The sequence below is a fragment of the Nocardia otitidiscaviarum genome (assembly GCF_007362295.1).
Classification (GTDB): domain Bacteria; phylum Actinomycetota; class Actinomycetes; order Mycobacteriales; family Mycobacteriaceae; genus Nocardia; species Nocardia otitidiscaviarum.
The window spans coordinates 2,294,452-2,307,970 of the sequence record NZ_CP041695.1; the positions used below are offsets into that span (position 1 = coordinate 2,294,452).

The 13,519-nt window shown below is 67.9% G+C and carries 13 protein-coding genes and 1 tRNA gene; 9 read left to right on the forward strand and 5 right to left on the reverse strand.

What is annotated here, in order from left to right:
- The first annotated feature begins 47 nt into the window (after positions 1–47).
- On the forward strand, positions 48–647 hold the full coding sequence (locus tag FOH10_RS09915; protein WP_143980475.1) for a TetR/AcrR family transcriptional regulator: 600 nt from the start codon (positions 48–50) through the stop codon (positions 645–647).
- On the opposite strand, the gene FOH10_RS09920 is transcribed toward FOH10_RS09915, so the two are convergent.
- Genes FOH10_RS09920 through FOH10_RS09930 form a run of 3 tightly spaced genes read right to left on the reverse strand, consistent with a single transcriptional unit; the run spans position 625 to position 4,711 of the window.
- Positions 625–2,571, reverse strand: a complete 1,947-nt coding sequence (locus FOH10_RS09920) for an acetoacetate--CoA ligase (RefSeq protein ID WP_425326136.1) — start codon at positions 2,569–2,571, stop codon at positions 625–627. The two genes, FOH10_RS09915 and FOH10_RS09920, sit on opposite strands and share 23 nt — an antisense overlap.
- Positions 2,568–3,329, reverse strand: a complete 762-nt coding sequence (locus FOH10_RS09925; protein ID WP_143980476.1) for a 3-hydroxybutyrate dehydrogenase — start codon at positions 3,327–3,329, stop codon at positions 2,568–2,570. The genes FOH10_RS09920 and FOH10_RS09925 overlap by 4 nt, the downstream gene beginning before the upstream one ends.
- Positions 3,326–4,711: an MFS transporter gene (locus FOH10_RS09930; protein ID WP_143980477.1), complete on the reverse strand. Its 1,386-nt coding sequence runs from the start codon at positions 4,709–4,711 to the stop codon at positions 3,326–3,328. The genes FOH10_RS09925 and FOH10_RS09930 overlap by 4 nt, the downstream gene beginning before the upstream one ends.
- A 139-nt stretch (positions 4,712–4,850) precedes the next feature.
- Between FOH10_RS09930 and FOH10_RS09935 the strand changes: the two genes are divergently transcribed.
- From FOH10_RS09935 to FOH10_RS09960, 6 genes are all read left to right on the forward strand, one after another.
- Entirely contained in the window at positions 4,851–5,780 is a 930-nt protein-coding gene (locus FOH10_RS09935; protein ID WP_143980478.1) for a LysR family transcriptional regulator, read from the forward strand.
- Positions 5,781–5,794: 14 nt separating this feature from the next.
- Positions 5,795–6,517 (forward strand): helix-turn-helix transcriptional regulator, encoded by a 723-nt coding sequence (locus FOH10_RS09940; protein ID WP_143980479.1) that lies wholly within the window; start codon positions 5,795–5,797, stop codon positions 6,515–6,517.
- A gap of 88 nt (positions 6,518–6,605) precedes the next feature.
- Positions 6,606–6,959 (forward strand): DUF3703 domain-containing protein, encoded by a 354-nt coding sequence (locus tag FOH10_RS09945; protein ID WP_143980480.1) that lies wholly within the window; start codon positions 6,606–6,608, stop codon positions 6,957–6,959.
- 100 nt (positions 6,960–7,059) lie between these two features.
- A tRNA-Pro gene (locus tag FOH10_RS09950) sits at positions 7,060–7,136 on the forward strand.
- A gap of 554 nt (positions 7,137–7,690) precedes the next feature.
- The gene (locus FOH10_RS09955) at positions 7,691–8,053 is read left to right on the forward strand and encodes a recombinase family protein (RefSeq protein WP_244961842.1); all 363 of its coding nucleotides are present in this window, start codon (positions 7,691–7,693) and stop codon (positions 8,051–8,053) included.
- A gap of 169 nt (positions 8,054–8,222) precedes the next feature.
- A complete protein-coding gene (locus tag FOH10_RS09960; protein ID WP_186000777.1) occupies positions 8,223–9,425 on the forward strand; it encodes a DUF3558 family protein in 1,203 nt (400 codons plus the stop codon).
- 99 nt (positions 9,426–9,524) lie between these two features.
- Here the strand turns inward: FOH10_RS09960 and FOH10_RS09965 are convergent, their stop codons facing one another.
- Together FOH10_RS09965 and FOH10_RS34755 are read right to left on the reverse strand one after the other, a co-directional pair.
- On the reverse strand, positions 9,525–10,202 hold the full coding sequence (locus FOH10_RS09965; protein ID WP_143980482.1) for an HAD family hydrolase: 678 nt from the start codon (positions 10,200–10,202) through the stop codon (positions 9,525–9,527).
- Positions 10,199–10,372 carry a hypothetical protein gene (locus tag FOH10_RS34755; protein WP_186000778.1) on the reverse strand — a complete coding sequence of 58 codons (174 nt, stop codon included), beginning with the start codon at positions 10,370–10,372 and terminating at the stop codon, positions 10,199–10,201. The genes FOH10_RS09965 and FOH10_RS34755 overlap by 4 nt, the downstream gene beginning before the upstream one ends.
- Positions 10,373–10,738: 366 nt before the next feature.
- On the opposite strand from FOH10_RS34755, the gene FOH10_RS09970 reads away from it, so the two are divergent.
- Together FOH10_RS09970 and FOH10_RS09975 are read left to right on the forward strand one after the other, a co-directional pair.
- Positions 10,739–12,529: a hypothetical protein gene (locus tag FOH10_RS09970; RefSeq protein WP_143980483.1), complete on the forward strand. Its 1,791-nt coding sequence runs from the start codon at positions 10,739–10,741 to the stop codon at positions 12,527–12,529.
- Positions 12,526–13,467, forward strand: a complete 942-nt coding sequence (locus FOH10_RS09975; protein WP_143980484.1) for a hypothetical protein — start codon at positions 12,526–12,528, stop codon at positions 13,465–13,467. Before FOH10_RS09970 ends, FOH10_RS09975 begins: the two co-directional genes overlap by 4 nt.
- Positions 13,468–13,519: the final 52 nt, after the last annotated feature.

Genomic DNA, 13,519 nt, shown 5'->3' on the forward strand with positions numbered 1-13,519 from the left:
ACGGCCGCGGCTACTGTCGGCCTGGAAGACGGCGGAAGGAGGAGGTCATGGCGCAGCGTCGCAGCCGCCCACGCGGCGAGGCGCGCCGCGAGCTGATTCTGGACGTGGCGTTGAAATCCTTTGCCGAGAACGGGTTTCGCGGTTCCTCGATCGCCGAGATCGCCGAGCTGTGCGGGCTGTCCCAGCCTGGCCTGCTGCACTACTTCCCGTCGAAGGCGGCACTGCTGGCCGCGGTGCTGGAGTATCGCGACCGGCTCGACGCCGAGCGGCTGGAATTCGGTGCGCCGCTATCGGGTCCCGACGCCCTGCGTCGCCTGGCTCGGCTGGTCGAACACAATACGCACGTGCCCGGACTCGTGCAGCTGTTCACGGTCGTGACGGGGGAGTCGGTGACCGATGACCATCCGGCGCACGCCTGGGCGGCGGATCGCTACCGCCGATTGGAGTCGGGCTTGGCCCGTGCCCTCGACGCGGGAATCGCCGAGGGCACGGTGCGCGCCGATATCGACACCAAAGCCGTTGCGCGGCAGGTGTTCGCGATGATGGACGGCCTACAGCAACAGTGGCTGCTCGATCCCGACGCCGTCGATATGGGTGCGCTGTTCGGCGACTACATCGAGCAGGTCATCGCGCATATCGCCGGATAGCCGCGAACCAGTCGAGCAGTGCCGGATCGTCGATGGCGGTACGGGCCACCACGGTGTCGGGGTCGGCTCCCCGGAGCAGTTTCTTCAGCGGCACTTCGAGTTTCTTGCCGGTGCGGGTGTGCGGGATACCCGGTGCCGCGATGATCTCGTCCGGAACGTGCCGGGGCGACAGTTCGGTCCGGATCGCGGTGGCGATCCGCTCACGTAAGCGATCGTCGAGGTGGGTGCCGTCGGTGAGGACGACGAACAGGGGCATCCAGTAGCCGCCGTCGGGTTGTTCGATGCCCAGGACGAGGGATTCGGTGATTTCGGGGAGGGCTTCGACGGCTTGGTAGATGTCGGCGGAGCCCATGCGGATGCCGTTGCGGTTGAGGGTGGAGTCGGAGCGGCCGTGGACGATGATGCTGTCGTGGTCGGTGATGGTGATCCAGTCGCCGTGGCGCCAGATGCCGGGGTAGGTGTCGAAGTAGGCGTGGTGGTAGCGGGTGTGGTCGGGGTCGTTCCAGAAGCGGACGGGCATCGAGGGCATGGGGGCGGTGATGACGAGTTCGCCGACCTCGCCGTGCACGGGGTGGCCGTGGTCGTCGTAGGCGGCGACGGCGGCGCCGAGGTAGGGCACCGAGAGTTCGCCGGGCCAGACGGGGACGGTGGGGACGGCGCCGAGGAAGGCGGAGACGACGTCGGTGCCGCCGCTGATGGAGGTGACGGGGAGGTCGCCGATGTGGTCGCGTAGCCACAGGGAGGAGGACGGGGGCAGGGCGGAGCCGGTGATGCCGATGCTGCGCAGGGCGGTCAGGTCGTGGTCGCGGGCGGGGTGGGTGTCGGCTTTGGCGCAGGCCAGGACGTAGCCGGGGCTGGTGCCCAGGACGGTGGTGGCGGTGGTGGCGGCGAGTGTCCAGAGGGTGTCGGTGGTGGGGTGGGTGGGGCTGCCGTCGTAGCAGACGATGGTGGCGCCGACGAGGAGTCCGGCGATTTGGAAGTTCCACATCATCCAGGAGGGGCTGGTGTACCAGAAGAAGGTGTCGGTGGGGCCGAGGTCGGTGTGCAGGGCGATGGCTTTGAGGTGTTCGAGCAGGACGCCGCCGTGGCCGTGGACGATGCCTTTGGGTTTGCCGGTGGTGCCCGAGGAGTAGAGCACCCACAGGGGGTGATCGAAAGCCACCGACTCCGTGGCGAATTCGGTCGTTCCGCCCGCCGACGCGTCCGCCCACGGCACCGCCCCCGGTACGGCGTGCCCGAGCCGCGACACCGCGACCGTGGCCCGCACCGTCGGCAATCCCGCTCGTATGGAAGCGATCTCGGCCCGCCGGTCGTATTCCTTGCCGCCGTAGCGGTAGCCGTCGGCGGTCACCAGCACCACCGGTTCCAACTGCCCCAGCCGATCCAGCGCCGCCTGCGGGGAGTAGTCCTGTCCGCAGGCGCTCCAGATAGCGCCGATACTGGCCGTGGCCAGGAATGCGATGACCGCCTCCGGAATATTGGGCAGGTATCCGGCGACCCGGTCCCCGGCCTGGACTCCCTGCGCGCGCAGGGTGCGGGCGAAAGCGCCGGTACGCGTGAGCAGTTCGGCCCAGCTCAGTTCCCGCACCGGCGCGTCCTCGCCGATATCGAGAATGGCGGGCCGGTCGGTGCGAGCCTGCCGCACCACCTGGTCGACGTAGTTCAGTCGCACCTCGGGGAACCAGCGCGCGCCCGGCATGGCCGCATCGGTGAGCACCGCGCCCGGTGCCGGACCGAGGTCGAAGTAGTCCCACACCGCCCGCCAGAATCCGGTGATGTCGTCCACCGACCACTGCCACAGCGAGCGGTAGTCGGGCAGATCCATGCCGGTGCGGGCGGTCACGAAGCGTGCGAAGTCGGTGATGCGCGCGGCCTCGATATCGGTGTCGCTCGGCGTCCACTGCGCCACAGCGGTATCCATCATCGCGCGCTCCATCCGCCGTCCATGGTGTAGGACGCGCCGGTGACCATGCCCGCCGCGTTCGAGGTGAGCCAGCCGACCAGCTCGGCGACCTCTTCGGGTTCGATGAGCCGTTTGACCGCGCTCTCGGTCAACAGGATCCGCTCCACCACATCCTGTTCGGGAATGCCGTGCGCGGTGGCCTGATCGGCGATCTGCTTGTCCACCAGTGGAGTTCGCACATAGCCGGGGTTGACGCAATTGCTCGTCACTCCGTGCGGCCCGCCCTCGAGCGCGGTCACCTTGGACAGTCCCTCGAGGGCGTGTTTGGCGGTGACATACGCGGATTTGTACGCCGACGCGCGAATCCCGTGCACGGACGAGATATTCACGATCCGCCCGAATCGGCGCTCGTACATGGCGGGCAGTGCCGCGCGGACGAGCAGGAACGGGGCCTCCACCATGAGCGCGAGCATGGCGCGGAAGCGTTCGGGCGGGAAGTCCGCCAGGGGGCTCACGGTCTGGACGCCGGCATTGTTCACCAGGATGTCCACCTCGAGCCGCAGGTCCTCGAGTGCCGTGACGTCGCCGAGGTCGACTTCCCATGCGCTGCCGCCGATATCGGCGGCCAGATCCTTGGCCGCGACGCCGTCGATATCGGCGATGGTGACCGCGGCCCCGCGCCCGGCCAACTGCCGGGCGCAGGCCGCGCCGATCCCACTCGCACCGCCGGTCACCAGTGCGGTGCGACCGGTCAGATCGCCGGTGGCGGTGCCACTCACGCGCTCACCGCCTTGGCATCGGTCGAGGCGGCCAGGCTGCGGGCATCGGCGCGGTCGAGCTCGGCCAGGTCCGCGCCCGTGGTCTCCCGGGCGAAGTACACCGCCACGAGGGTGACCGTGCAGGCCAGGGCCAGGTAGATCGCGATCGGGACCGACGAGCCGAAGCTGTCCAGCAGCTTCACCGCGATGATCGGCGCGAGCGATCCGGCGACGATCGAGGTGACCTGATAGCCGAGGGACACACCGGAATACCGCATGCGGGTCGGGAACATCTCCGCCATGATCGCGGGCTGCGCCGAGTACATGAAGGCGTGGAACACCAGGCCGAGCACGATGGCGAACAGGATGACGGCATTGTGGTCGCTGTCCATCATGGGGAAGGCGAAGAAGCCCCAGGTGGCCGCGGTGGCCGCGCCCACGAAATAGACCGGCCGCCTGCCGAATCGGTCGCTGAGCCGTCCCACCATGGGAATCACCGTGAAGTGCACCGCGTGCGCGGCCAACAGCCACCACAGGATCACCGTGGTGTCGGCCCCGACCTGCACCTTCAGATAGGTGATGGAGAAGGTGACCACCAGGTAGTACATGATGTTCTCGCCGAACCGCAGCCCCATGGCGGTGAAAACCCCACGCGGGTAACGCTTCATCACCTCGACGGCACTGAACCCGGTGGCCTTCTCCTGCTCGGCCTGCTGCTGCGCGGCCAGGAAGATCGGCGCGTCGGTGATCTTGGTCCGGATGTAGTAGCCGATCAGCACGACCACCGCCGACAGCCAGAAGGCGACCCGCCAGCCCCACGACAGGAACGCGGCGTCCGACAGCGTCGAGGTGAGCACCAGCAGTACGACGGTGGCGAGCATATTGCCGATCGGCACCGCGGCCTGCGGCCACGCGGACCAGAAGGCGCGGCTGCGATTCGGGCTGTGCTCGGCCACCAGCAGTACCGCGCCGCCCCATTCGCCGCCGACCGCGAAGCCCTGCATGAACCGCAGCGCCACCAGCAGCGCCGGGGCCCAGTACCCGATCTGCCCGAAGGTGGGCAGGCAGCCCATCAAGAAGGTGGCCGCGCCGACCAGCAGCAGGCTCAGCTGCAACAGCTTCTTGCGCCCGTACTTGTCACCGAAGTGCCCGAAGACCACGCCGCCCAGCGGTCGTGCCGCGAAACCCACCGCGTAGGTGACGAAGGCCGCGAGGATCGCATCGAGTTCGCTGGTGTTCTCGGAGAAGAACACCTTGTTGAACACCAGCGTGGCCGCGGTGCCGTAGAGGAAGAACTCGTACCATTCCACGACCGTCCCGGCCATGGAGGCCGCCACCACCCTTCGGAGTCCGGTGGGGGCGGGATCGGATCCCGGCCGCGGCCCGGCTACGCCGACGCTCATCGCACTTCTCCTTACCGTTCGGCCGCATCACCCCTCATCTGTGATGCGGCCCACAAGATTCGAACTGTTCAGAGTATTCGTGCAGATTTCTTCGCCCGCAATGCCCACTTTCGCACTGGGTATCTGCAAAGATGCAGAAATGGCCGTGACCTCCGCCACTCCCCGTCCCAATGCGGATGACCTGCTCGTACTCCTGGCCGTCGGTCGCACCGGGCGCTACGTGTCCGCGGCGGAGGAACTGGGTATCAACCACACCACCATCTCCCGCCGCATCGCCGCGCTGGAACGGGCGCTGGGCGGCCGGGTGCTGACGCGCGGCGCCGGTGGCTGGGAGCTGACCGAGCTGGGTCGGGAGGCCCTCGACGCCGCCGAATCCATCGAATCCGCGGTGCGCTCGCTCTCGCCGGACGCCCGCGGCGAACGCATCCTCGAGGGCGTCGTCCGCCTGTCGGCCACCGACGGTTTCAGCGCCTACCTGGCCGCTCCCGCGGTCGCCGACGTCCGGCGCAAACATCCCGGGGTCGCCCTGGAGATCGTCGCCGCCACCCGCCGCGCCTCACTGCAACGCTCGGGCCTGGATATCGAAGTGGTGGTGGGCAAACCACAGGTCCGCCGCGCCGAACTCATCCGTCTCGGCGACTACGTCCTCGGCCTCTACGGCTCCCGCGCCTATCTCGCCGAACACGGCGCTCCCGCCACCCTCGACGACCTCACCGGCCAGCCCTTCGTCTACTTCATCGACTCCATGCTCCAGGTCGACGACCTGGACCTGGCCTCCAGCTTCGCCCACGGCATGCGCGAATCCATCTCCTCCACCAACGTTTTCGTCCACGTCGAAGCCACCCGCGCCGCGGCCGGACTGGGCCTGCTGCCCTGCTTCATGGCCGACCGCCACGCCGACCTGGTCCGCGTCCTCCCGGACCGGGTGGGCATCCGGCTGTCCTACTGGCTCGTCACCCGCGCCGAAGCGCTGCGCCGCCCCGAGGTCGCCGAGGTCGTCGACGCCCTGCGCGCCCGCGTCCACGCCGAACGCGACATGCTGCTAGGCACCGTATTGCCTACGCGGTGAGGGGGATTCGCGACATGTGGTCCGGAACGGTCAGGGTGCGGACCGGGGTGCTCGAGCTGAACGGGGCGATCGGCACCGCGGCTCCGCACGCGCACCGCACCGTGCAGGTCGTCATCGCGCGGGCGGGGGAGTTGGTGCTGGCCGACGCGCACGGCACCGAACGTCGCGCCCGTGCGGCGCTCATCCCACCGCATGTTGAGCACGCCATCGTCTCGGGTGCGCCCGGCGGCGCACTCGTGCTGGTGGATCCGGACCTCGCCGCCGGGCAGCGGCTCACCGAGTTCACGGCCGATGACATCGATTCCTGGATTCGCGCCGCGAATACGGTGGCCGGTGACCCGAAGTGGTTCCGGGAGGGCCGATTTCAAGGAACCGCGGATTCCGGTCCGCCCCCGCGACGCCATCCGGCCGTGACCCGAGCGGTCGCACTGTCGCGCACCCGCCTCGACTCCGGTCCGCTGCGCCTGTCGGACGTGGCGCGTGCGGTCGATCTGTCGGAAAGCCGTCTGTCCCACCTGTTCACCGCCGAACTGGGCCTACCGTTCCGCCCCTACATCCGCTGGCTGCGCATACTGCGCGCCATCGATCTGGTCGCGGCGGGGCACACTCTCACCGCCGCCGCCCACGGCGCGGGCTTCGCCGACAGCTCGCATCTGAATCGTGTCTGCCACCGCATGTTCGGCATCGCCCCCTCGGACTCCCGCGGCATCCGCTGGATCGTCGAACCGATCCCGTAGCAGGTTCGTTCAAGCTCTTCCGCCGCTCCTCGGACAAGGCTGGTCGGCGACAGAACCGCTGCCCCACAGGAGGAATTCCGTGGCCCCCATGCCGCCAGCCATTCGAGCCGCCTTCGAAGCCGAACTCACCACCGCCCGCCGCACCACCGACCCCGACAGCGGATGGCACGCCCTGGAACGCGCCCACATCCTCTCCCAACCCTGGCCCTGGCCCCACACCCGCGCCCACTGGCACATGCTCCGCCTCGCCCTGCACACCCGCGACCGCCCCGAAGCCCGCGGCCAACTCGTCCGCCTGTCGGTAGCCGCCATCGCCTCCGCCCTCGGCCGCGCCCCCCTCGGCAACACCGGCCGCACCTCCGTCGGCCCCACCACCCCCATGCCGATCCCCACCGACCTCGCCCGCCTCCTCACCGACGCCGGCATCACCGCCACCCGCTGACCCGCACGAAGCCCCGCGCCCACACACCGCCCCCACCCCGATTAGGTGAATCCGCCCCTCCTCGAGGTAATCTCATCCGGCACCGCGACGGCGGTAGCCACGGGCTGTGGCGCAGCTTGGTAGCGCACTTGACTGGGGGTCAAGTGGTCGCAGGTTCAAATCCTGTCAGCCCGACCAGGTCGGAGGCGGTTCCCGCCTCCGACCGGTCACGTTTTGTGGACCAATTGTGGACCACAGCGCCTACCCCGGGTGTGCCGGGGCTGACGGGCACAGGGGTAGTCAACGGGTGCGTGGGGTGGTCTCACGCCGTCTTCGGAAACCGTCGCCGCGCGGTCGGTGAACGTCCCATATGGGCTGTTCGCCAGCGGATGCCAGATGTTTGCGGGCATGTCGGGCCGAGGCCTACTTTGGGGGTAGTCCAGAGGTTGCTGGAGGCATTGCGGAAGGTCGGCGCGGACAGACCAGTCGCCGTGCTCTCCGGCCGGCTGCCTGCGAATGGCATGTTCGATCTCTTCCGGGATTCGTTGCCTGACCGAGTAGGGCGGTTCCACTTCGGCCGAGAATCAGTGGATGGCACCGCTGCCCAGCGATGGGGAAGGGGCGATCTCGACTAGGGCCGCAGGCTTACCACTGGCTCGATAACGCGCTCGCCGCGGTCACCTCGGCCGCCGCGGCCATCACCGGGCGTCAGGTGGTGCTGACGACAACGAAGTTCGACCGGTTCGCGCGGAATGGCCGAAGCCGGGGAGATTCTGACCGGTCTGCGCGAGCGCGACGTGCTGTTCGGGCTCGGCACCTCGATCTACGACTGGCACGACCCGTTCGGCAAGCTCTTCCTGCAAACCCTGGCCATGGTCACCGAATTCGAGGCCAACCTCAACCACCTGCGCACCCGCGAGGACATGGCCAAGGCCCGCGCGAAAGGCCGACTCAAGGGCAAAGCGCCGAAACGACCTCTGGCGGCACGCAAAACGATCCATCGCCGCTATCACGACCCCGACGACGACGCGAGCCTCGCGGACCTGGCCGAGGAGTACAGCGTCGGCCGCTCCACCATCCACCGCATCATCAGCAGCCCCACCCCACGGGCCTAACCGAACCGCTCTACTGACATCTTCATGCGACCCGAACTGACACCCAATGACGTTTGCCCAGCTCGCACCACTGACATTCTCGTGCGGCCTCGCACCTGAGGGCTCACCCTGATCGCACCTGCTACCGTCGCTGGCGCACGTCAAGATCGACATGGGGGGAATTCCGGCGATGAGAAGAGCGCTGATCGTGCTGACCGCGGTCGCAAGCATCGCGATCGCCACCGGCTGCTCGCTGACATATTCCGTCGAGGACGACGAACCCGCCGCGCCAACGGGTTTCACCTCCGTGCCCGCGTGCGATGGCCTGGACACGATGCTCGAGGCATCGCTGCACGCGTTCGCAGGCGATCTGTACAGCGCCGACAGTCGGATGCAAACGCAGTACGTGGTGAACAACAAGATGGTGCAAGGTGTCACGTGCGCGCTCACCATGGACCAACCGGTACCGCGCACCGACAGCTACCCGGCCGCCGGACCGCTGGCCCGATCGGTGACGATCCAACTCAGTGCCGTCGGCGAGTCACCCACCCACTGGACCATGCTCAGGACCAGCGCCACACCCGACTCCCTCGGAATGGACGAGACCAGCGAAGCGACACCGCTACCCGGCATCGGCGATACCGCCATCCTCTGGACCGGTCGCGACTGGCTCGACGCGGCCAAGGCCAGGGCCCGCGCCCGGATCAGCAATATCGACATCGATGTCACCACCTCGGGCATGAACTGGTCCGGCGGTCCGCAGATGCCGGTCACGGACTCCACGGACCTGACGAAGGATCTGTCCGAAGGAGCCGAGCAGATCACCGCGGCCCTCGTCCGAGGTCTACAGGACACGCTGCCGCAGAAGACGATCGGATGGACGCTGCAACCGGGGGCCCCGGAAGACGACGACCCGCCCGCCACCACTGATCTGGTGCAGGTCTGGGATCCGTGCACCTTAGCCGACTCGGCGATTACGAGTGCCGGGCTGGACATCGCGTCCAAGGAAGATCGCGGCACGGTGCTCGCGGACAGCGCCTCTTGCCGTTGGGACGGCAACGGATTCACCCTCGATGTCGAATCGACAGCCGCGCAGAGGTTCACCCAATTGATCTATCAGCATCCCACGCACTACACCGGATTCCAGCCGGTCACCGTCGGTGGGCGACGAGCATTGCGCGTGGATTCGACCTCGCACGGCGATACCGGCTGCATGCTCGCCTTCGACATCCCCCAGGGCGTACGCGGGGGCGGCACGGTCGGGATGGTCCGCATGCAGGCGTGGGCATCACGCCCGTCCTACAGCGGCGGCATGGGTCACGCCGCAGTGTGCGACGCGCTCACCGGGATCGGAGAAGTGTTGGCTCCGCACCTGCCACCAGGCCGACCGTAGTCGGCTCTACGAGTGTTGGAAGGCCCCGATCTCGGTGAGGACCATCGCCACCGCATCGCTGAACGGGTGCACCACCGTGTGACCTCGCCGGGATGATGCTCAGTAAGTGGCGGGCAGTCCGGCAGGAACGAGATGTGCGAGTTCGAGGCGTAGTTGTGTAGCGCTGGTGAAGTGGATCGCTGTCCCGCCCCAGGACCGGAAGACCGCGCAGGTGTCGGTGCAGTCGTCGATGAGGAGCGCGTCAGCGGGGGCTAGGCCGTAGCGGTCGAGGGTGGGGCCGAAGAATCGGTGAGGGGCTTCTTTCTTCAACGATCCGACATCGCTTGATACGAGCAGTTCGTCGACATGCAGCTCTGCGCTGAGCACTTTCGGTGCCGCATGGACGAAGCATGCCATGTTGTCGCTGGCCACGGCGAGGAACGCGCTAGGCCGCAGGGCGCGGACGATTCTCGCCATATCCGGATCGACTGGCGCGTTGCGGCAGTCGCGTAGCAGTTCTCGCAGCAGATAGTCGGTCCGGTAGCGGGCTGGCAGCTGCACGTTCAGTGTCGCGATGATCTCGGCGTCGGTGTATTTGCCGCGCATCCACTCGCCGACCAGTGGTTTGCGTCGGCGGAAGAGATCTTCCAATGCAGCACGCATCTGCGAGGACAGCGGGTGGCGAGCGTTGCCGATGATGCTGTCCCAGAAGTTCGCGGTGGACAAGGTGTTGTACCAGTCGAAGAATATGAACTTGGAGAAGATCGGCAACACGCCCTGTGCGCTGTCACGATTCATCCGCTGCCTTCCCGAGTACGCTGCTGCACTCTCTCATGGCCGGTGATCACATCGCGGGTGAGGCGGGCCAGCCCGCGCACGCCGCCCGCCCAGTAGGACACGGGCGCGGCGGGATAGACCAGCAGTCCCTTGGCTACTGCGCGCCGGGAGGGCCGGTAGGAGGCGGCCACCTCGAGCGTGTCGAGGCCAGTCAGCAGGCGCAGCAGCGAGCCGTAGAGCCCGATCGCCGCAGCCGCTCCTGCTGTCGGCGGCTCAGCAGGGAGAAGGCGACTCAGTGATCGCGCAGCACAGGCTGACTCAGACCGTAGAGGGGTTCGCGGACGGCTGCTGAGCCCGCCTGGGAGGATCGGGAGCGAGAACGCGAGCCCCAACGTGCTGGTCGTGCGCCGATGTGCACCACCGTTTCCCCCGACCGTACTCGGTGATGCCCCACTGACGGTGGGCTGGCTGATGATCCGCTTGTAGTCTACGTGCGGGCAGGTGGGGCGCGTTCTCGCGGCCGCTGTGTCTCGAGCGATGAGGGACTGGGGGAGACAGTGAATTTCGTGTATCGGCTCGCGCGGGCCGTGGGCATCATCGTGCTACCGGCGGCGGTGATGGCGACGGTGCTGGTGATCCTCGGCCGGATCTCGTTCACCGACCCGCGCATGGTGCGTATCGACACGGGCCTGGAGTCGCTGCGCTGGCCTGTCGCGAACGCCGTTGTCGGTGTCCTGCTGGTGGTGATGACGCTGGGGTCGGTGGTGGTGGCCGCGCTGGTGGATGTCCGCGACAGCGAGGGCAGCCCCGTCGACGGGTCGTGGCGCGACCGGGTGCTCGGCTGCCTCGTGGTGACCGTGAAGTTGTGCGGGGTCGTCGCGGGCCTGGGTGGGGTCGCGTGGCTGGTGATGCGGTGGACCGAGATATCGGATCGGCAGATCCTCACGGCCGCGACGCTGATCGGCCTGGCCCTGTGGGCGCGTTGGTCTCCGGCGATTCCGGAGCGGCTGGCGCGTACCGCGGTGGTCGATCGCGCGTTGGACGGGCCGGAGCAGGAGGTGCTGGTGCGCTGCGTGCCGGTGGCGACCGCTGCCGCCGCGGTGTACTGGTTGATCGGTATCCAGACAGACCGGCCGTGGATCCCGCTCGCGGTCATCGCGGTAGCGGCGGCGTTGGCGGTGTTGGTCATGAATCATCTGTGGCGGCGGGAGGTCGGCGTGGCGGCCACACGACGTCCCGCGGGCACACGCGTGGCTGCTGTGGCGGTTGCGACGGTGTCGGCGTTCGGGGTGGTTGTCGCTGCCACGGCCACCGGTGTCGCGACGACGACGCAGCGGGTCGGGGTTGGGCTGTGGTATCCGTTCGACGCGCCGGTGAGCGACGGTTTGCCCGGTCGTGCTGTCGCGATCACGCGGGCGGGCACCGTATTCGGGCTCGATGAGGAGCGTTCCCGCCCCGCCGTGCGGATCACGGCGTGGTACTGCCTCGGCGACGACTCGAGCTGCGAGAAGACCGAGATTCGCCGCTACGACGAGGACAGCGGCCACGTCGACGGGCTCATGCAAATGTTTGCCTCGGTGACCGAGACCGCTACCGGCTTCGCCGCGGCCCTGCTCGACGGGCCCCGTGAAGACACCTTCTCCGTGTTCGACTGCACCCCCAGCGACTGCGCGATGCCGGTGACGGTGCCCTATGAGCAGATGAGCGTGTTCGGTGGGGCGCCGCGGCTGACCCAGCACCCGGACGGGTCGCTGGTGCTGGCCTATACCGCCGATCGTGTGCTGAAGCTGACCGCGGTGACGGCGGGCACGGTAGCCGAGACGGTCACCGTCGTTCCCGAAGCGGTGCACAACCCCGGTCCGCCGCAGGTCGTAGTGACACCGGACGGGCAGATCGTCCTCGCCTACCAGGACGTGCACGATGGGTCGATCCACACCACGGTCTGCGCCGATATCACCTGCCGCACACCACGAACCGCGCGGATCACCACTCCAGGCCATGGGCACGCGCCGCCGGCGCTGAGCATCGGTCCGGACGGGATGCCGATGCTGGCCACGGTCGATCCCGCCGACGCGGACCTGGTGCTCTACGTTTGCGAAAGCGTCGACTGCACCCGGCATCAGGTGCGCCGATTGGCGAACTGGGACTGGCACGAGAACCGCTTCGCCGTGTCCGGCGACACGCTGCTCGGCCGTTCTTGGCTGCAACTCGTCGTCTCCCCTGAGGGGTTTCCCACTGTCGCGGTGTGGCGGTATTTCATTCATCGAGGGTTCCTGACCAGGAGTGACTACTCCGTCGATACCACAGCGACACTGTTCACCTGCGCCGAAAGGCGGTGCGGCGCATGAGGATTCTATCGACGGCTGCCATCGCGGGTGTGCTGCTCCTGGCGGGCGCTGGCTGCGGGCAGGACGGGACCGGGCCAGGATCGCGCGAGCGCGTGCCGGTGTTCTGTGACGCCGGTAGCTGTGGCGTGCGTGGCGAAATCCGCTGGCAGATCCCGTTGTCGGGTCCTTACCAGCTGTCGGGATACCAGATTGTTTCCGCGGCCGTCGACGCCGGCGGGACGCCGGTGAGCCTCGCCGAGGACGACGCCGACGACGCCTCGGTGTTCCTGTTCCTAGCCGACCGGCTTGTTGCTCTCGATGCCGCGTCCGGTCGACAGCGGTGGGAGGTGACCCGGCCGAACGCGGTCCTGGGGGAGTGGGTGCGGGCCGGACGATATCTGGTGATCCGGTGGGATCAGTGGCAGCCGGCGGGGCCGCAGCAGTGGGTTGTCGTCGACACCGCGACCGGGACCACCTATGACCTGCCGAGTGAACTGCCCGAACCCAAGTTCGGAATCCGGGACGCCGGAGCACGCTACGTCGCCGCCTACACCTCGCGAAAGAACGAGCCCTCACTGGCGACCGTGGTCGACGTGGAGACCTTTCAGATCGACCACTACCCGCAAACCACCACGAATGGCTATCCGCTGAGCCCGCACCCCGATCAGGGTCCACGCAGGCCGCAGACCGTCGTGTCCTCGGCATTGGACGGCAAGCCGGAGATCGACACGTCCTTCCCCGACAAGAACGACCCCCACCGGCACCAACTGCTCTTCCATGGCAGCCGAATCGGCCCGGACTACGCGCGCATCGACGAACCGTCCGCGGTACTGGTCCAGGATTCCCACGTCGTCGCCGTCGTCTGCGAACACGGGTCGCAACGCACCAGCACACCCACCGACCCGGTCGGCGCGAACGTGTGCGACCGGCCCGCGGTCGTCGCCATCAACACGCGCTGACCGGGGATGACACGTGGACGCAGGAAGTGGTCGACTACTGTTCGAGAGAGTG

Bases quoted from the DNA above. Each gene is read 5' to 3' on its own strand.
- FOH10_RS09915 (WP_143980475.1), top strand. From the start codon at position 48: ATGGCGCAGCGTCGCAGCCGCCCACGCGGCGAGGCGCGCCGCGAGCTG.
- FOH10_RS09920 (WP_425326136.1), bottom strand. From the start codon at position 2,571: ATGATGGATACCGCTGTGGCGCAGTGGACGCCGAGCGACACCGATATC.
- FOH10_RS09930 (WP_143980477.1), bottom strand. From the start codon at position 4,711: ATGAGCGTCGGCGTAGCCGGGCCGCGGCCGGGATCCGATCCCGCCCCC.
- FOH10_RS09935 (WP_143980478.1), top strand. From the start codon at position 4,851: ATGGCCGTGACCTCCGCCACTCCCCGTCCCAATGCGGATGACCTGCTC.
- FOH10_RS09940 (WP_143980479.1), top strand. From the start codon at position 5,795: ATGTGGTCCGGAACGGTCAGGGTGCGGACCGGGGTGCTCGAGCTGAAC.
- FOH10_RS09945 (WP_143980480.1), top strand. From the start codon at position 6,606: ATGCCGCCAGCCATTCGAGCCGCCTTCGAAGCCGAACTCACCACCGCC.
- FOH10_RS09955 (WP_244961842.1), top strand. From the start codon at position 7,691: ATGGCCGAAGCCGGGGAGATTCTGACCGGTCTGCGCGAGCGCGACGTG.
- FOH10_RS09960 (WP_186000777.1), top strand. From the start codon at position 8,223: ATGAGAAGAGCGCTGATCGTGCTGACCGCGGTCGCAAGCATCGCGATC.
- FOH10_RS09965 (WP_143980482.1), bottom strand. From the start codon at position 10,202: ATGAATCGTGACAGCGCACAGGGCGTGTTGCCGATCTTCTCCAAGTTC.
- FOH10_RS09975 (WP_143980484.1), top strand. From the start codon at position 12,526: ATGAGGATTCTATCGACGGCTGCCATCGCGGGTGTGCTGCTCCTGGCG.